Origin of the sequence: Kangiella sp. HZ709, from assembly GCF_009674675.1 — a bacterium.
Lineage (GTDB): Bacteria > Pseudomonadota > Gammaproteobacteria > Enterobacterales > Kangiellaceae > Kangiella.
Window position 1 is genome coordinate 673,705 of the sequence record NZ_WKJC01000001.1, and the last position, 17,317, is coordinate 691,021.

A 17,317-nucleotide genomic window follows, 5' to 3' on the forward strand; every position below is an offset into this window, starting at 1 on the left:
GGGGGGTTAAACTCATTATAGCGTTTTTTCTTGCCATACCACTTGATCGCGGCCATTGTTTTTAGCTTGCAACATCCGATCATCGGCCAAAGTTATAATGGATATTGGATCGTCAGACTCAGTAGGACATTCTACAATACCCGCGCTTAACTTCAGATATAAAATTAAGTTTGGCCGTACTTCGACTCCTTGTGATAACTCTTTTCTGATCTGAACCATAATATTCAATACTTCTTCTTTAGTATGATTTGGATAAAAAATCACAAACTCCTCCCCTCCCCAACGAGCCACTTGAGATGATCTTTCTGCACGCTTTAACAAAACGTCTGCAACTGCTTGCAACGCCAAGTCTCCAATCGCATGGCCAAATTTATCATTAACATTCTTAAAATGATCAAAATCCATGAAAACAAACGATAACGGACGTTTTGATTTACAACTTTTAGCAACTTCAGCGGGGAAAACATGCTCAAAATAAGCTCTATTTTTTAAGCCTGTTAAGCTATCAGTTCCAGAATATATGACTAATTTACGAGCTCTTGATACAAAGCTATATGCAACAAGGGTAAATAAAATCAAAATGATAATTCTAGCTACTTGAATATACCAACTAAATGCACCATATTCTGCAGACTCTTGAATAAGACTGGATAAATCAAAACGATAGTCGAAGAATAGTATTAATAAGAAGTACTGCGCTATAGCCAGCACACCAGCAAATAGAGTAATTTGCGGATTGAGCCTTAATGTTGTGGAAAAAATTAAAACCCCATATATTTGCCAAATAACTAAGCTATTTGTTGCTATTAGCGGGTTGCTATATATCGCAACAAGAAAAAGAACCAGAGAAACGACCGAAATATCCAGAGCAGTTAGAACCCAACCAACGGCATTTACATGAATTTGCTTCCTAATTAGCCAGTAACTAAATATCGCGATAATGCATGCAGATAAAGCTATGCCTAAAGAAATAATGACTTCAGCCCGATTATCTTCAAAAACAAAGTACAGAATAAATGGAATGAGTCCTATTAAAGAATGAATAGTAACTCGAATAAGTGCAATCAAACGTTCGCCAGAATAGTTTGCCTCTAACAACAAAGTATCTGAAAAGCGATTTCTAACGTTCAAAACCTCTCCTTATGTCCTTTTCCTCAATTCGCAAACAGTTCTATTTAATTGCGAAACATAATACCTTTTATCCTAAAAGCTATGCAAGCCATTGATTTTATTAAATTAGAATAAAATAAATCATTAGATTAATTTATACATATAAGTTAACACGCTAATCCGAATTGTAAAATTTCTCAACACTCATCGTACCAGTGTAGACATCTCTATTTATGTGTATAAAATTACGCCCGTTTCCAATTGTACGAGAGTAAATCATGAAAAACATAACATCTATAATTAGCTTAGTAGCGCTAACCTTACTTAGTCAAGCTGGGTTCGCAAAAGTTGATGAAGCCGCTGCAGCTAAGTTAAAGGGTGAGTTAACTCCTATCGGCGCGGAGCGTGCTGGTAATGAAACCGGTACTATTCCTGCCTGGACTGGTGGAATTCAAACTGCTCCAAGTGAATACAAAGTTGGTGATCACCACCAAGACCCTTTTGCCGATGAAAAGCCTCTGTTCGTTATAAATAGAAAAAACTTAGAGCAACATAAGGATAAACTATCTGCAGGCCAGATAGCTATGTTTAAGAACTATCCTGACTATAAAATCCAAGTTTTCCCGAGTCATAGAACTGCTTCTTATCCACAAAAAGTCTATGACTATTCGATTAAAAATGCAACTCAAGCTACTTTGAGCGATGATGGCGCTGGTCTAAAAAGTGCACAAGTAGGTGTGCCCTTCCCTATGCCTAACAGTGGTTTAGAAGCCATTTGGAACCACTTAACTCGCTATCGTGGTGAATCAGTTAAAGGCGAGTACTTACAAGTAGCAGCGCAAAAAAATGGTAGCTTTACACCATTTAAGTTCACGCAAGAGACATTGCAATTCTATGTACAAGAGCAACCTGAAAAGAACGATTTTTTATTCTTGTATAAGCAACGTGTAACGGCTCCATCTCGAAAAGCGGGCGAAGTCGTATTGGTGCATGAAACCTTAAATCAACTTAAAGATCCTCGTCGTGCTTGGAGATACGACCCAGGTCGTCGAAGAGCTTCTCGTACTCCTACTGTTGCTTACGATGCTCCTGCATTAGGCGCTGATGGTTTAGCTACAGTTGATAATTTCGATATGTTCAGTGGCTCGCCAGACCGTTATAACTGGAAATTAGTTGGCAAGAAGGAAATGTATGTCCCTTATAATGCTTATAAGTTGCACAGCAAGAACCTTAAGTATGAAGACATCATTCAGCCGGGGCACTTGAACCAAGACTATACACGTTACGAATTACACCGCGTGTGGGTTTTAGAAGCCAATTTAAAAGAAGGCGAAGACCATATCTATTCTCGTCGCACCGTTTACTTAGACGAAGATAGCTGGCAAGCAGTATTAATTGACCATTATGACAATGATGGTGAATTATGGAGAGTGGCTGAAGCACACGTTATCAATTACTACGAAGTACCAGTTCTTTGGAGTACCGTAACCAATATCTACGACTTAAAAGAAAAGCGTTATGTTGCTCAAGGTTTGAATAACCAAGAAGAAATGTACAGCTTTAACGATGAAGAGTTTAAATATAAGCAATTTACTTCATCAGCTTTAAGGCGAGAAGGAAGATAAGCTAATTCTCGTATCAATAAAAAAGCCGCGGCTAATCTAATTGCCGCGGCTTTTTTTTGTTTTGGTTTTGCTTATAACTTACTGCTTGTACTCGATTTCAACACCATCTTCTTCAAAGCTGTCGCCGTCTTCAAAATGTTCGTCATCCCAGTCATCATCACCGGCTTCAGGTTCAACATCAGACAAATCATTCCAAGCTTCATCATCAGAAACTTTAGACTCACCTTGAGTAGGCCAGTTAAACTCTTGAGTCACGTCTTCACGTTCAAACTCGCGTACTTCAGGGTGCTCAATAAGATATTCCATAATGTCATTACAGATCACTTGAGTGCCCTCTTTTTTCACTGCCGACATTTGATAAACAGGGCCATCCCAATCGAGACGCTGCAAGAAATCATTTACTTTTTCTGTGACTTCTTCTTCTAGCATCAAATCGGTTTTATTAAAGACTAACCAAACGGGTTTGTCTTTTAGGGAAATATCTTTGCTATCAGAATATTTATACAGCTCATTCATGATGCCATTAAAATTAGCCACAGGATCCGACTCGTCATAAGGCAATAAATCAACAATATGCAACAAAATTCGGGTTCGTGCTAAATGGCGCAAAAAGCGAATGCCTAAACCAGCACCTTCTGCTGCACCTTCAATCACACCTGGAATATCCGCCACCACGAAGCTTGACTCATTATCAACCCGCACAACCCCTAAATTCGGAATTAAGGTAGTAAAAGGATAACCTGCCACTTTCGGCTTAGCTGCCGATACTGCTCGTATAAAAGTCGATTTACCCGCGTTTGGTAGACCTAACAAGCCCACATCCGCAAGGACTTTCATTTCTAAGCGCAATTCGCGGGTTTCACCTTTAGTACCGTGGGTAGCTTTACGCGGCGCTCGATTAATCGAGCTTTTAAAGCGAGTATTGCCTAAACCATGGAAACCGCCTTTGGCAACCAGTACTTCTTGCCCTGGCTTGGTCAAATCACCAATGATTTCGCCAGTCTCTAGGTCAGTTATTTGGGTGCCGACAGGTGCTTTAAGGTATAAATGCTCACCTTTCGCCCCCGTCATATTATTACCTTGGCCATTTTCACCACGCTCTGCTTCATAAAAGCGAATAAAGCGGTAATCGACTAAAGTATTTAATTCAGGATCAGCCATCACAATGATGCTACCACCATCACCACCATCACCCCCATTAGGGCCACCGCGCTGGACAAATTTTTCACGTCTAAAGCTAACAATGCCGTTACCGCCATCGCCTGCTTTGACTTTTATGGATACTTCATCGACGAATTTCATAGAGTCATTGTGCCATATATATAATAGTCAGTCATTGCGATTGGCTTTAGCCGGCTCGCAATCTAGATTTTCGATAAAAATATTATGAAGATTACTCTGCTCATATAAGAGCTTAAAATAACCTGCAAAAAAAAGCCCCGACAATTGCCGAGGCTTTCTCATCTCTTATAAAGAGGTTAAGCTAATTCGAATTAAGCGTCGATAGAAACAAACTTACGGTTGTTTTTACCTTTAACTTCGAATTTAACTTTGCCGTCAGCTTTAGCAAACAAAGTATGGTCACGACCAATACCTACGTTAGCACCAGCGTGGAAACGAGTACCACGTTGACGAACAATAATAGAGCCTGCAGAAACTTCTTCACCACCGTAGCGCTTAACACCAAGGCGTTTACTTTCGGAATCGCGTCCGTTTTTAGTACTACCACCAGCTTTCTTATGAGCCATCGTTTACTCTCCCATGAATTCTTTAGCTTGAGCGATCCAGTTATCACGCTCAATACGACCTTTGAAGCTTAACGCTTCGTCAAATTTAGCGATATCTTCAGCTGTCCATTCTGCGATTTGCGCAAAACTAGTGATGCCTTTATCTGCTAATTTACCTACGATTACAGGACCTACGCCTGAAATACGAGTTAAGTCGTCACCGTCTGTTTTCTTAGCTGCTTTTTTTGGAGCTGCTTTCTTAGCTGGAGCTTTTTTCTTAGCGCCGCCAACAACGATGTCGTTAATTTTAACTTCGGTGAACCACTGACGGTGGCCCATTTGTTTCATGTGGTGCTTACGACGCTTGAACTTTAAGATTTTAACTTTCTTAGCACGACCGTGATTTACCACTTCAGCTGAAACAGAAGCACCTTCTACTAATGGCTGACCTAAAGTCACGTTATCGCCATCAGCAACCATCAATACTTCTTCAAAATCGATATTTGATCCAGTTTCCGCTTCGATCTTCTCTAAGCGTACTACTTGACCAGCTTTAACGCGGTGTTGCTTACCACCACTTTTGATTACTGCGTACATATTTATTCTCCGGTTAACGACCTTTCTGTATCTCTCAACAGAATGGTTAATATGTATAGCTACTTTTAGCCTAACTGAGTAAAAAACTAAGATAGACCGTTTGAGGGCGCGAATTTTAAGGGAATTAACCCTCTGAGGCAAGTGCTATCTACTAAAATAACCAATAAAAATAAGGATTTTCTTCATTTTTTGAAGAAACATCACTGAAGCAGGTCATATCAGCAATAGAATCCTTAATAAATAGCCGTTTAGGAGCAATTAGCACTTGACCAAATGTTCCACTCTCACTAGGATTGCGAGGCATTTTAATGATAAACAATCGACAATTCCAGCTGCAGACATGATGACACTTGAGCAAATCCGCGCTTTAGTAAAAAGCGAATTTGAAAATACTAACCAAATTATCTTGGATCGCCTCCAATCGGATGTGGTTTTGGTTAACCAAGTGGGTCAGTACATTGTCGCTGCTGGCGGTAAACGATTGCGCCCCATGTTACTGTTATTAGCGACTAAAGCGCTTAAGTTTCAAGAAGATCCTAAAAAATCTCAGTCTATTTTAGCCGCTGTCATCGAACTTATTCATACTGCTACCCTATTGCATGATGACGTTGTTGATGAGTCTGATTTACGTCGCGGACGCGAAACTGCAAATTCCATGTTTGGCAATCAGGCCTCGGTGCTAGTCGGCGATTACCTCTACAGTCGTGCTTTCCAGATGATGGTTGAAGTGGGTGAAATGCGCGTTATGGATGTTTTATCGGACACCACCAATCAAATTGCTGCCGGCGAAGTATTGCAACTGATGAATGTCAATGATCCCGATGTGACCGAAGCCAGTTACTATGAAGTGATAGAGCGAAAAACGGCCATTCTATTTGCAGCCGCTACTCAACTGGCTGCAATCTTAAGTGGTGCTGATCAAAAAATCGAACTGGCACTCAAAGAGTACGGTATGCAACTCGGTATAGCCTTTCAGTTAATTGACGATGCACTGGATTATGCTGCCGATACTGAAGAGCTAGGCAAAAACGTTGGTGATGACTTAGCAGAAGGCAAACCAACCTTGCCATTAATCCATGCAATGGAGAATGCCGATCAAGCTGGCGCAGAATTGATTCGTAGCACCATCGAAAATGGCGGTTTGGATAATATGGATGCGATAATGCAGATTATCAAATCCACCGACTCAATTGCTTATACCTATCAAGCGGCAGAAAAAGCCGTGGAAAAAGCTTTAAACGCTCTATCAGTTTTAGAGCCTTCCGTACATAAAGATGCATTAATCGCGATTGCTAAATTATCTTTAAGACGCTCTTCTTAACAACAAATAAAAACAACTCAATCTTTAACTAGTCCGACCATAAGCCCTTAAATCTATTGATTTATTCGGCGATTTAACCCCAACCAAGTTTTTATTGCATTGCGATGCAAATAATTATTATTAAGGCTCGCGCCTAATAATTTTTTCTGAGATAATGTTGCGCAATTTTATATGTATTGATTTTGCAATCGTTTATTAAGCCTAGGTTGCTTCGGTACGATGATTTTGACGACACATTCAGGAGTGGAGAATGTCACTTGACCTTAGCCAATATGGCATCAGCAACGTTACAGAAGTTATCTATAACCCTTCTTACGAACTATTATTTGAAGAAGAAACTCGTGCCGACAATCAAGGTTATGAGCGTGGTGTTATAACTGAATCTGGCGCCGTAAACGTAGATACAGGCATTTTCACAGGCCGCTCTCCAAAAGATAAATACATTGTAATGGATGATGTAACTCGAGATACCGTTTGGTGGTCTAAAAACGGCGTTAACGATAACAAATCCATTTCGCCTGAAGTGTGGAGCGATTTAAAATCTTTAGTTACAGAACAACTTTCTGAGAGTCGCTTGTTCGTGGTTGACGCTTTTTGCGGTGCGAATGAAGACACTCGTTTAAAAGTTCGTTTTATCACCCAAGTTGCATGGCAGGCTCACTTCGTCAAAAACATGTTTATTCGTCCTTCTGATGACGAGTTAGTGGAGTTTGAACCTGACTTTGTGGTCATGAATGGCTCAAAAACCACTAATCCTGATTACGAAAAGCATGGCTTGAACTCTGAGAATTTTGTTGCCTTCAACGTAACTGAAAAAATTCAGTTAATTGGTGGTACTTGGTACGGCGGTGAGATGAAAAAAGGTATGTTCTCAATGATGAACTACCTGTTGCCACTTAAAGGTATCGCTTCTATGCACTGCTCTGCTAACGTTGGCAAAGATGGTGACACAGCAATCTTTTTCGGTTTATCCGGAACGGGTAAAACCACCCTTTCAACTGATCCAAAGCGCGCTTTGATTGGTGATGATGAGCATGGCTGGGATGATAATGGTGTATTCAACTTTGAAGGTGGTTGTTATGCAAAAACCATCAAGCTAAGCAAAGAAGCTGAGCCAGACATTTACAATGCAATTCGTCGCGATGCTTTATTAGAAAACGTAACTGTCGATGCCGATGGTAAGATCGATTATGACGATAATAGCAAAACTGAAAACACGCGCGTTTCTTATCCAATTTATCATATCGATAATATCGTTAAGCCAGTTTCAAAAGCTGGTCATGCAAAAAAAGTCGTTTTCTTAACAGCTGATGCTTTCGGTGTATTACCACCAGTTGCCAAACTAACGCCTGAGCAAACTCAATATTATTTCTTGTCAGGGTTCACGGCAAAATTAGCCGGTACAGAACGTGGCGTGACAGAACCAACTCCAACATTCTCATCATGTTTCGGTGAAGCTTTCTTAAGCTTACATCCGACTCAGTATGCAGAAGTTTTAGAGAAACGTATCTCTGATGCTGGCGCAGAAGTTTACTTAGTAAACACCGGTTGGAACGGAACAGGCAAACGTATTTCTATCCAAGATACACGCGGTATTATTGATGCGATTATGGATGGTTCAATTGAGCAATCTAACTTTACTCAATTACCTTACTTTAACTTAGCCATTCCAACAGAACTAACGGGCGTTGATACCAATATCTTAGATCCTCAAGATACTTATGCGGACAAAGTTGAATGGGATGCAAAAGCTAAAAAGCTCGCCGGTATGTTTGTTGATAACTTCAACCGCTTTGCCGACAATGAAGCAGCTCAAGCATTGATAGCTGCGGGTCCTAAGGCCTAACAATATTGTCATTCTCGCGTAAGCGGGAATCATTAAAAAAGCCTAGCTAATGCTGGGCTTTTTTATTTGCGGCTATAAACTAAGGCCAATCGATTAGTTATTTCGTCAATAGCCAAACGACTGATGCTATTAACCCCTAATTCTTTTAGATCTATAATTTCAACTTTTTGCCCGGCATCCATTAAATACAGCTTCGAATCTTCTCCAAAGATGACTTCTTTTTCGCTAAGCCAGGCATAGTCTTGCACACCCTTAGGCAAAACGATTCCTGTGTCGTGACTATCATGATTACCATCTAAAATATAAATACGGTGCTTGCCCTCTTCTTCTACCGTATAGCTGACTTTGTTTTCAGCTATACGATGAAACGAACGTCCAATATTTTCTGCTAATACTGTAGGTTTTCGATTTGCGTTTGTAGGAAGTACTTGCAATGTCATGACATCACCTAAGACAAATACAGCGGCATTTTTGTCGTCTAACCAAGCATGGTAACCAATCGGTTCAATTGCCGTAGTAAAGGTTTTTTGTTCACCTGCTTCTATAGATAGCTGATTAAGATATTGCTTGCCATTGTCATCCGCGACTCCAATAATGGTCAGGAGTCCATCTTGATAAGGTGTTGGTGAATATTCACTAGAGTCTGGTGAGTTAGAGATATTTTTAAATGATTCTTGAGCGAAACTATAAGCCATAATATCAGTTTGCGACTTGCCACTCTCATTAGTGATACCACGAGTAAAATAAAGTACTTTTCCATCATTAGAAAACTTTGGCTGGTTGTCGTACCCATCCCTTTTAGTCAAAGGTTTAAAATCAACGGTTTTATTGTTGGCTTTGGAAATTAGTTTACCTAGATCCAAAATACCGATATCTGTTGTAGGTAATGAATGAACAGACAGGTTGTAAAACGCAAATACGAAAACGAGCAGTATTTTCAATAATGTCATTACTTTAAATCATCCGCACTTTGTGCCATAAAGCAAACCACAATATCGCCTGCTTGGCGGTCACCAACCGACTTATTTAAAGGGATTCTGTGCTCTTTAAAAATGAACGGTGAATCACTTTGAATTGCATAATGCCTAACATTTTCTGAAACTAATACAGCTCCAGGCTCAGCCATGCTTTCTAAACGGGCAGCGAAATTCAAGGCATCGCCCTCAATATCTAGCTGATCTGTAATTTCATTATGAGTAATTTTTACATCTCCAATATCCAAGCCAATTCTAACTACAAAGCCGGCCCCATGCAGAACTTTTTGCATCATGGCTGCACAACCCAAGGCATGATTAACCGTAGAAAAGGTCGCTCTTAATGAGTCGCCTTCCATATTTGGATAACTTGCTTGCCATTGTTTCATTACGGGTTTTAATAATCCGCGGAATAAAGCAAGCTTTTCAGTTCGTTCGCGATTATCCCAATTTGAAAAACCTTTTAAGTCGGTAAATAGCACAGCCATACGGCGCATTTTTGCATCACTGTCTTGCTCTGATAGCTCTAGTAGTTTTGGCCAATAACGATCTTTGATACCTTGCATCGATTCTCGAATTTCAGATTGAAGACGACGTTCCGATTGCAAGCTAATTTGGATGGACTGCAACTTATCCGCTTCAAGTTGTAGGCTTGATTCAAGCATTGAAGGATTCAAACCGCCAGTATCTTCTACCACCATAACCACAATCGTATCGCCGGGCTCATTTCTTATTTCTCGAATACGTAATTTACAGCCCCAGAAACTTGCTTCTAAGTGCTCAATCAAAAATGGCAAGGTCGCTAAATCTTGATAAGATAAAAGTCTTTGGTAATAAAGCTGAAAGCTGATTTTATCAGCGAACAACTTTTCAAATTGATTGCGAGTATAGTGCGTATATTCACGTCCTTTTTGATCCCAGCTAGCATGAGTACATTGAACGCCTCGAATAGACCAACCTTTTGTTTGCACTTGCCACAGCTTTGCTGAGCTCAAGTCAACCCCATCAAGTTTTGCTTTTGAAAGATTAGCCTCACGCAAATCAACGCCCTTCATTTCACTGCCCGAAAAATTAAAGTTAGTTAAATCTTGTTGAGATAAATTACAATTATTCAAAATGCTTCTAGTAAAAATTGTACCATGTAATTCACAGCTAGAAAGATCAACGTCAGATAAATTAGCGCCGTCTAAGTTGGCGTCAATTAAATTGACATTGTCGAGGTTAGCGCCGATCAACTTAGCTCCACGCAAATCTATCCCCTCTAGATTTTGACGTCTTAAGTCAGCACCAGATAAGTTGGCATTTTTTAAATTCTGCCCTCGTAAGTCCTGCTCTTTAAAATCAACATTTGAAAAATCTGCCTGGTGGCACATTGCGGTCAAAAAATTAGCCTGTAAGACATTGGCATGACTTAAATTAGCTTGATAAAGATTGGCAGCAATTAGTTTTGCATTGGTCAAATTGCAATAGCATAGGTTAGCTTGTGTTAGATCAGCTGCAATCAAAATAGCATTCTTCAAATCAGAATAGGATAAATTACTTTTCTTAAAACTAACTTCAGACAAATCGTAATCGGATAAATCTAAGCCGCGAAGGTCTAAACCTTCTAAGTGCAATTTCTCTTTAGGGTGCTGTTGACGCCAGGCATTCCAATCCACTGCACTAGTCAATAAAATCTTACTTAGCTCTTCGCTAGTTAGCTGATCGTTTGAGTTGTTTTCTTGATCTTCATTCGCACCGAATGAACCGGAATCTTTAAGCTCCATAAGACATACGTATTTTGATTTAACTATCCGCCATTTATAGCATAAAGTGGCTTATTTTACGAAATAACTTTATTAAAACATTGACATAGCTGAGCAGCGAATCAACAATCTAATGACTCTTGGCCACTTATCATTTAAGCGCTTTTTACTTCTTATGGATAATCAACAACTATTAATGCTCAGAGAAGCTATCGGTAAACTGGATAAGTCTTTACTGGATTTGTTTGCACAAAGGCGGGCCTTAAGTCTGCAAGTCGCCGAAGAAAAATACAGTAAAAAGATGAGTATTCGCGATCAAGCGCAAGAGCAGAAATTATTAAAACGGTTGTTAGGCGATGCCAAACTTCTAGGGCTCGATACATCTACCACACTCAGCTTATTTCATAAGATTTTAGATGATTCAGTGCGAACTCAATATGATTACTTTCTGGCGCAAGAAACTGATTTCAAAGTTGATGGCAAACTGGCTGTTTTAGGAAGCAAAACCTCCTATTCAGCTATTGCTGCGAGGAACCACTTTTCCACAAAACCCTACTCTTATGAGCTGCATTACTTCGATAATTTTCAAACAATTTTCTCTGCAATAAAAAACGGTGATTGCGACTACGGGATCATTCCTATTGAGAATACTTTTTCAGGTAATATCCCAGAAATCCATGATTTGATCCGTGAGTTTGAGGTGAAAGTTATTGGTGAAGAAAAATTAAGAGTAAAGCATTGCTTAATAGGTTTAGCAGGGGCTCAACTTAAAGATATTACTGATGTTTACTCACACCCTCAAGCTATCATTCAGTCTAAAGATTTTTTAACAGAATATAGCCATCTGAATGCCCACATGCGCAATAGTACTAGTTCAGCATTAAAGTTCATAGAAGGACAAAAACAAAAGTCCTTAGCTGCCATCGCTAGTGAAGAAGCAGCATTGGATTCAGACTTACAAATTATTGCCAATGGTATAAATAATTATCAAGATAACTTTACTCGCTTTATCCTTATAGCTAAAGCCGCAATCCGCATTCCAGAAGCGGTACCCGCAAAAACCAGCATCCTTATTACTACTCAGCAACAGGCAGGCTCACTAGCCGATTGTTTGAATATTCTCAAGCAGTACCAGATAAACATTACTAAAATTGAATCCCGGCCTATTATTGGCAAGCCGTGGCAGGAACGTTTTTATATTGATTTTGAAGGTAATTCAGAATCAATGAAGGTAAAAAAAGCCATTCATGAGCTTGAGTTAATGACCCATGACTTACTTATTTTAGGCTGCTATCCGTTGCACGACATTTCTGCCACCAATCTCGAACAGTTGCCTTAAGGCTATCAGCCAATAGCCTATTCCTATAGCTACGAATAAAGTTTACCTAGACTATTGGCAATAATTATTATCGGCAGTACAATCCGATTAACCTTTTTTAACACTTACAATTATGCATCCTTTTGAAGAATTTAGAGCCAAGCGTTTAGCTGGCAATGAAGCCGCTTTAGACACTAACAGTCTTTTAGTTAAGCGCTTATTTGGACTGGATAAAACGGCTTATGGCGAAGGCGCTTTAGATAAAAAAACTAAAGAACTGCTAGGGTTGGTATCCTCAATGGTTCTGCGCTGCAACGACTGCATTGATTACCACTTAGAGCAAGCGGTCAAATTGGAGTGGGATCGTGACGAGATTGATGAAGCCATGGGCGTAGCATTATTAGTCGGCGGCTCTATCGTGATTCCACATTTACGTCATGCAAAAGAAAGCCTAGAGTTTTTGTTCAATGAAAAAGCTGCTGCTGAATCCTAACCTTTTAAAGTAGAGCTATAAGCCTAAAACTTCTTTAATAAAAGGCTTAGTAATTTTTCGTTGTGCTTGCAAGGATGCAGCATCTAATTTAATGATCGACTGGGTAAGGCTATTGAGATCTCTTTGCCCTTTCACCAAAAGGTAAGCAGCCAAATCTTCCGTTAGCATTAAGCCTTTTTCTTGAGCTTTTTTTTGTATGTAAGCCTTTTTACCTTCATCCGATAAAGGTTTTATCTCATGGATATACATGGAACTTAAGCGCGACTTTAAATCCTTTAACTGTATATCAATCCCGGTTGGAGCTTCATTTCCGGTAATGATGAGTGTTTTACTTTGATCTTTGAGTTGGTTATACAAGTGAAAAATAGCTTCCTGCCAATCGAGTGCATTAATTTGCTCTATGATAGAGCTGATGTCATCAAGACAAACACAATCAAACCCCACAAAACCGCTCAGTAATTCAGGTGTCAAACCTTCAGTATCTAGCGGTAAGTAAGCTAAGTTATAATCTTGGAAATCACTCGCTTGATGAGCGAGCGCTTGCAGTAAGTGCGTTTTGCCAGAACCTTTGATTCCATGGATGTAGATAAAGTCGTTTTTGGATTTTGATAGAGCCCGCAAAGCTGACAAAAGGATAGCATTGTCCCCTGCCATAAAATTATCAAAGGTGGCGTTGACTTTTAATTCAAAGTCCAAAGGAATTTGTAGCATGAGCTAGATACTATTGGTTGTTTGTTCAGACTTTTTTGCAAGATAGGCCTGTCGGCCCAACCACAAATAGTGAGCTCCACTAACAATACAGGTTACGATAATGACCCATTCAAGTGCACTCAACAATTGCGCATCAATGGCATACCAAGCCATACTAACTAGAATCAATAGCACCAACAAAATCAATAAAGCCGTATTCCATTTAGAGATTAAAGAGGGTCGCATTTCATAACGGCCGTAAGTGAAATGGAACCAAGTCGCACCGCTTATAATAATGATATCTCTTATGGTTGCGACCCAAAAAAGGCTCCAAGATATATGTCCTTTCATCGCCAGTAATAACAAGGCAACAAATAGCAACATTTTATCCGCTAATGGGTCTGTAATTGAGCCAAATCGACTTTGCCACTTGAAACGCTTGGCAAGCAGTCCATCTAAGCCATCGGATGCCCCTGCTACTAGAAATATGATTAAGGCAAACTCATAGTTTCCTCGCAGTAAATACCATATAAAAGGCGCTATTAAGAGCACTCTTAAAATAGTGATAAGGTTAGGGATTAGGCTTAAACTCATGCTTAATAATATTTATGTTGTTTTGTCGAAATCTTTAATCGCGCCAATTATACACTAAGGGCTGCAGATTAATGGACGATTCACCATCAGGATCAGCAGCAGTTCGGCGCAAATTATTACTCATTTGCAAAGCATCAATCAAGTATTGGGTCGAGGATTGCAGTCCTAGCCTAAAAAGCACTTCATCTTCTTTGACTTCAATGGCGTCCACAGAGCTCACCATACTCAAATTCTTTAGGATATTTTGAGCTTTTGCATAAGCTTCGATGCCAGTTAAGCCTTTAACTTTTAAGTAATCCGTTTCAATTTGGTTACTTAATACCACTGCCAACTTTAGTGCTAAACGATCAGCAACTCTATTCACCATTTTCGCCACCACTTGTTGGCTAGAGCTGCCGCTGGTGGTAAAGCTCATAGCATCATTACCAAAATCTACGCGCCAACTAGCCTGCCAACCATTGCGACCTTGCGATAAAGCTCCCATCGCAATATAGTCTGCATCATAACGCCTTGAAGCACGTCTTACTGGTTCTGCAAATTTACCCCAAACATCAGCGGCGGAAACGGCTGATTGATCATCTAAATCCATCAAAGGCAATATCACAGGCAATCCCCGTTGGTAAGCTTCTTTACGCACAGCAATGGCAGCAGAGTCTTGTCCATCGGCAGATATACCGCGTTGACCGTTTACGTCTTTAGCAATCCAAAAAACGCCTAAAGGACGATTTTCATTCCATATTGGTTGAGCAGAATCTTTTAATAGATTAGTTACCGCGCCAGGCTCAAAGCTAACTTTCAACAATAAGGGTTTTCTATAGATTTTTTGTTCTTCTAAACTAAGCTTTTGATAGCTATATAGGCGCATATAATCAGAAGCATTATCAATGCTAGCTTTTATCGAAGCAGAGTTAAGAACCTTCTCGTTACCACTAGCACGCACTAACACCTGCGCAAACGCATTCCCTAAGGCTCGATTTCTAACTTCTGTGGTTTGGTCCTTTACTGGCCAACTGGCCGTGTATAAGTCTTTCATCACCTTTGCTTCAATCGGCATGCTCGCTAAAGCGACCAATAAACCGGCAACAAACACCCATATAAACTTCAAGCTTTTATCCATGAAGACCCTATCATTTATTAGCTTAGAAACATTGAATGACGTTATTCTAACAGTTTTTTAATAAGACGCTAGAAATAGCTAGTAACTGCTATAAGTTAATGTAAACTTTGATTATGAATGTGAATTCTTTAGTGATTTCCTGAAAACCTTAAAATAAGCTATTCAGTGATTCAGTTCAGATAAAATTCAGATTTGCTTGCTTATAATTTGAAAAAAATGAAATACAAAGAGGAAAACCATGAAAAACCTTAAGAAGCTAAAACCTATAGCCATTGCAACTAGCGTAGCAGTGACCCTTTCATTAACTTCTGGTTGTACGGTACTCGATCCTTACACAGGTGAAGAAAAAACCAGTAAAGCAGTAAAGTATGGCGCTATTGGCGCGGTTGTTTGTGGCATTATTGGTTCTACTCGCAATAGCAAATCTGCCAGAAACGCAGCACTTGGCTGTGGTGCTATTGGTGCAGGTGTTGGCGCTTATATGGATAATCAAGAAAAAGAGTTGCGCGATGAGCTTGCTGGTACTGGCGTTGGTGTTCAACGTGATGGCGACCAAATCAATCTAATTATGCCTGGCGATATCACCTTTGAAACTAATCGCTATGACATTAATGGTAATTTCTTACCTGTATTAGATTCGGTGTCTAAGGTTCTGTATAAATTCACTGATACCAAATTAGAAGTAGCAGGTTTTACCGACTCAACTGGCTCTGAAAGTTATAACCAAGAACTATCTGAAAGACGCGCCTCTAGCGTTTCTAACTACTTACGCAGTAGAGATGTTGCTGGCGAACGCTTAAAAAGCGTTGGCTTTGGTGAGGCCTACCCGGCCGCTTCTAACGATACCGAATCAGGTCGCTCAAGAAATCGCCGTGTGGAGTTAACCATTATCCCGATTCAACCGGCTGGATAAATCGATTCGTAAAACAATATACCGTTTCATGATCGTTAAAATCTTTAATAGATGATTCAAAGAGCGCTTAAGGCGCTCTTTTTTATTGGAATTGCGCAGGGATTAGTGTCGACCTTATCCGCAACTTCTAGTAAAATTGCCAACCAATAGAGGTTCAGCCTTCAATTCAATCAAATAATGGAAATCCAATGAGTGACAAACAATCTTTAAGCTATAAAGACGCTGGCGTAGATATTGATGCAGGAAATGCTTTAGTTGAACGTATTAAAGGGATCACAAAGAAAACTTACCGCCCTGAAGTGATGGGTAATATCGGTGGTTTTGGAGCTTTATTTGATTTGCCTACTGGTTATGAAGAACCTGCTCTAGTGGCTGGCACCGATGGCGTAGGTACCAAATTACGCTTAGCCTTGAACATGAAGAAACATGATACCGTTGGTATCGACTTAGTCGCCATGTGCGTTAATGATTTGATAGTGCAAGGTGCTGAACCACTATTCTTCCTCGATTACTATGCTACCGGCAAATTAGATGTGGATGTGGCTGCGGATGTCGTTGCAGGCATTGGTGAAGGCTGCGTACAATCTGGCTGTGCCCTAATTGGCGGTGAAACTGCAGAAATGCCTGGCATGTACGAAGGTGACGATTATGACTTGGCTGGTTTTTGCGTAGGCATCGTCGATAAAAAGAAAATCATCGATGGTAGCAAGGTGAAATCTGGCGACGTATTGTTAGGTTTAGCTTCGTCTGGCCCTCATTCAAATGGCTATTCGCTGATTCGTAAGATTTTAGAAGTCTCCGGCGAAGACGTTAATCGCGAATTTGAAAATGGTAAAACTCTAGGTGAAACCTTATTAGAGCCTACTCGCATTTATGTAAAACCATTACTACGCCTATTCAAAGAAGTAGAAGTCAAAGCTATTTCGCACATTACTGGCGGCGGTTTACAAGAAAACTTGCCTCGCGTGATGCCAAAGACCAGTAAAGCCATTGTTGATACTAATGCTTGGAAAATGCCAAAAGTCTTCGAATGGTTGCAAGAAAAAGGTAATGTGGATCGCTTAGAAATGTACCGTACTTTCAACTGCGGTATTGGCATGATTTTGGTCGTTTCTGCAGAAAACGCTAACAATGCCAAAGATCTATTGGAAACTTTGGGCGAAACCGTTTATCGCGTTGGTGAAATTGCCAACCGAGATGGTGATGAAGAGCAAGTCATTCTTTAATTCTCGTTTGTTTAGGTTAAC

16 protein-coding genes are annotated in these 17,317 nt (G+C 40.0%); 7 read left to right on the top strand and 9 right to left on the bottom strand.

Features of this window, described 5'->3' with window-relative positions; genetic code table 11:
- Positions 1-15 precede the first annotated feature (15 nt).
- On the bottom strand, positions 16-1,131 hold the full coding sequence (locus GJS41_RS03005) for a diguanylate cyclase (RefSeq protein WP_154245846.1): 1,116 nt from the start codon (positions 1,129-1,131) through the stop codon (positions 16-18).
- Between the two features lie 257 nt (positions 1,132-1,388).
- On the opposite strand from GJS41_RS03005, the gene GJS41_RS03010 reads away from it, so the two are divergent.
- Positions 1,389-2,735: a DUF1329 domain-containing protein gene (locus GJS41_RS03010; protein WP_154245847.1), complete on the top strand. Its 1,347-nt coding sequence runs from the start codon at positions 1,389-1,391 to the stop codon at positions 2,733-2,735.
- A 78-nt stretch (positions 2,736-2,813) separates the two neighbouring features.
- On the opposite strand, the gene cgtA is transcribed toward GJS41_RS03010, so the two are convergent.
- From cgtA to rplU, 3 genes are all read right to left on the bottom strand, one after another.
- Positions 2,814-4,037 (bottom strand): Obg family GTPase CgtA, encoded by a 1,224-nt coding sequence (gene cgtA, locus GJS41_RS03015; RefSeq protein WP_154245848.1) that lies wholly within the window; start codon positions 4,035-4,037, stop codon positions 2,814-2,816.
- A 191-nt stretch (positions 4,038-4,228) separates the two neighbouring features.
- The gene (rpmA, locus tag GJS41_RS03020) at positions 4,229-4,483 is read right to left on the bottom strand and encodes a 50S ribosomal protein L27 (protein WP_154245849.1); all 255 of its coding nucleotides are present in this window, start codon (positions 4,481-4,483) and stop codon (positions 4,229-4,231) included.
- A 3-nt stretch (positions 4,484-4,486) separates the two neighbouring features.
- On the bottom strand, positions 4,487-5,059 hold the full coding sequence (gene rplU / locus GJS41_RS11635) for a 50S ribosomal protein L21 (protein WP_154245850.1): 573 nt from the start codon (positions 5,057-5,059) through the stop codon (positions 4,487-4,489).
- A 340-nt stretch (positions 5,060-5,399) separates the two neighbouring features.
- On the opposite strand from rplU, the gene GJS41_RS03030 reads away from it, so the two are divergent.
- Together GJS41_RS03030 and pckA are read left to right on the top strand one after the other, a co-directional pair.
- Complete coding sequence (locus tag GJS41_RS03030) at positions 5,400-6,380, top strand: polyprenyl synthetase family protein (RefSeq protein WP_154245851.1); 981 nt, start codon at positions 5,400-5,402, stop codon at positions 6,378-6,380.
- 250 nt (positions 6,381-6,630) lie between these two features.
- On the top strand, positions 6,631-8,226 hold the full coding sequence (gene pckA / locus GJS41_RS03035; RefSeq protein WP_154245852.1) for a phosphoenolpyruvate carboxykinase (ATP): 1,596 nt from the start codon (positions 6,631-6,633) through the stop codon (positions 8,224-8,226).
- A 62-nt stretch (positions 8,227-8,288) separates the two neighbouring features.
- Here pckA and GJS41_RS03040 read toward each other — a convergent pair whose 3' ends face one another.
- Positions 8,289-9,176, bottom strand: coding sequence for a PD40 domain-containing protein (locus GJS41_RS03040; RefSeq protein ID WP_154245853.1), 888 nt, complete (start codon positions 9,174-9,176; stop codon positions 8,289-8,291).
- Positions 9,176-10,966 (bottom strand): pentapeptide repeat-containing protein, encoded by a 1,791-nt coding sequence (locus GJS41_RS03045; protein ID WP_154245854.1) that lies wholly within the window; start codon positions 10,964-10,966, stop codon positions 9,176-9,178. The genes GJS41_RS03040 and GJS41_RS03045 overlap by 1 nt, the downstream gene beginning before the upstream one ends.
- A 154-nt stretch (positions 10,967-11,120) precedes the next feature.
- Between GJS41_RS03045 and GJS41_RS03050 the strand changes: the two genes are divergently transcribed.
- Together GJS41_RS03050 and GJS41_RS03055 are read left to right on the top strand one after the other, a co-directional pair.
- Complete coding sequence (locus GJS41_RS03050; RefSeq protein ID WP_154245855.1) at positions 11,121-12,284, top strand: bifunctional chorismate mutase/prephenate dehydratase; 1,164 nt, start codon at positions 11,121-11,123, stop codon at positions 12,282-12,284.
- Between the two features lie 112 nt (positions 12,285-12,396).
- Positions 12,397-12,756 (top strand): carboxymuconolactone decarboxylase family protein, encoded by a 360-nt coding sequence (locus tag GJS41_RS03055; protein WP_154245856.1) that lies wholly within the window; start codon positions 12,397-12,399, stop codon positions 12,754-12,756.
- A gap of 15 nt (positions 12,757-12,771) precedes the next feature.
- On the opposite strand, the gene hda is transcribed toward GJS41_RS03055, so the two are convergent.
- The 3 genes from hda to GJS41_RS03070 are packed head-to-tail and all read right to left on the bottom strand — an operon-like array spanning position 12,772 to position 15,157.
- On the bottom strand, positions 12,772-13,467 hold the full coding sequence (gene hda, locus GJS41_RS03060; RefSeq protein WP_154245857.1) for a DnaA regulatory inactivator Hda: 696 nt from the start codon (positions 13,465-13,467) through the stop codon (positions 12,772-12,774).
- A 3-nt stretch (positions 13,468-13,470) separates the two neighbouring features.
- Positions 13,471-14,040, bottom strand: coding sequence for a CDP-alcohol phosphatidyltransferase family protein (locus GJS41_RS03065; RefSeq protein ID WP_154245858.1), 570 nt, complete (start codon positions 14,038-14,040; stop codon positions 13,471-13,473).
- Positions 14,041-14,074: 34 nt separating this feature from the next.
- Positions 14,075-15,157 (bottom strand): DUF2066 domain-containing protein, encoded by a 1,083-nt coding sequence (locus tag GJS41_RS03070; RefSeq protein WP_154245859.1) that lies wholly within the window; start codon positions 15,155-15,157, stop codon positions 14,075-14,077.
- Positions 15,158-15,395: 238 nt separating this feature from the next.
- Between GJS41_RS03070 and GJS41_RS03075 the strand changes: the two genes are divergently transcribed.
- Together GJS41_RS03075 and purM are read left to right on the top strand one after the other, a co-directional pair.
- Entirely contained in the window at positions 15,396-16,070 is a 675-nt protein-coding gene (locus GJS41_RS03075) for an OmpA family protein (protein WP_154245860.1), read from the top strand.
- A gap of 188 nt (positions 16,071-16,258) precedes the next feature.
- A complete protein-coding gene (gene purM, locus GJS41_RS03080; RefSeq protein ID WP_154245861.1) occupies positions 16,259-17,296 on the top strand; it encodes a phosphoribosylformylglycinamidine cyclo-ligase in 1,038 nt (345 codons plus the stop codon).
- The last annotated feature ends 21 nt before the right edge of the window (positions 17,297-17,317 follow it).

What these genes read in the sequence shown, in the direction of transcription:
- GJS41_RS03010 (WP_154245847.1), top strand. Translation starts at nt 1,389, where the DNA reads ATGAAAAACATAACATCTATAATTAGCTTAGTAGCGCTAACCTTACTT.
- cgtA (WP_154245848.1), bottom strand. Translation starts at nt 4,037, where the DNA reads ATGAAATTCGTCGATGAAGTATCCATAAAAGTCAAAGCAGGCGATGGC.
- rpmA (WP_154245849.1), bottom strand. Translation starts at nt 4,483, where the DNA reads ATGGCTCATAAGAAAGCTGGTGGTAGTACTAAAAACGGACGCGATTCC.
- rplU (WP_154245850.1), bottom strand. Translation starts at nt 5,059, where the DNA reads ATGTACGCAGTAATCAAAAGTGGTGGTAAGCAACACCGCGTTAAAGCT.
- GJS41_RS03030 (WP_154245851.1), top strand. Translation starts at nt 5,400, where the DNA reads ATGATGACACTTGAGCAAATCCGCGCTTTAGTAAAAAGCGAATTTGAA.
- pckA (WP_154245852.1), top strand. Translation starts at nt 6,631, where the DNA reads ATGTCACTTGACCTTAGCCAATATGGCATCAGCAACGTTACAGAAGTT.
- GJS41_RS03040 (WP_154245853.1), bottom strand. Translation starts at nt 9,176, where the DNA reads ATGACATTATTGAAAATACTGCTCGTTTTCGTATTTGCGTTTTACAAC.
- GJS41_RS03045 (WP_154245854.1), bottom strand. Translation starts at nt 10,966, where the DNA reads ATGGAGCTTAAAGATTCCGGTTCATTCGGTGCGAATGAAGATCAAGAA.
- GJS41_RS03050 (WP_154245855.1), top strand. Translation starts at nt 11,121, where the DNA reads ATGGATAATCAACAACTATTAATGCTCAGAGAAGCTATCGGTAAACTG.
- GJS41_RS03055 (WP_154245856.1), top strand. Translation starts at nt 12,397, where the DNA reads ATGCATCCTTTTGAAGAATTTAGAGCCAAGCGTTTAGCTGGCAATGAA.
- hda (WP_154245857.1), bottom strand. Translation starts at nt 13,467, where the DNA reads ATGCTACAAATTCCTTTGGACTTTGAATTAAAAGTCAACGCCACCTTT.
- GJS41_RS03065 (WP_154245858.1), bottom strand. Translation starts at nt 14,040, where the DNA reads ATGAGTTTAAGCCTAATCCCTAACCTTATCACTATTTTAAGAGTGCTC.
- GJS41_RS03070 (WP_154245859.1), bottom strand. Translation starts at nt 15,157, where the DNA reads ATGGATAAAAGCTTGAAGTTTATATGGGTGTTTGTTGCCGGTTTATTG.
- GJS41_RS03075 (WP_154245860.1), top strand. Translation starts at nt 15,396, where the DNA reads ATGAAAAACCTTAAGAAGCTAAAACCTATAGCCATTGCAACTAGCGTA.
- purM (WP_154245861.1), top strand. Translation starts at nt 16,259, where the DNA reads ATGAGTGACAAACAATCTTTAAGCTATAAAGACGCTGGCGTAGATATT.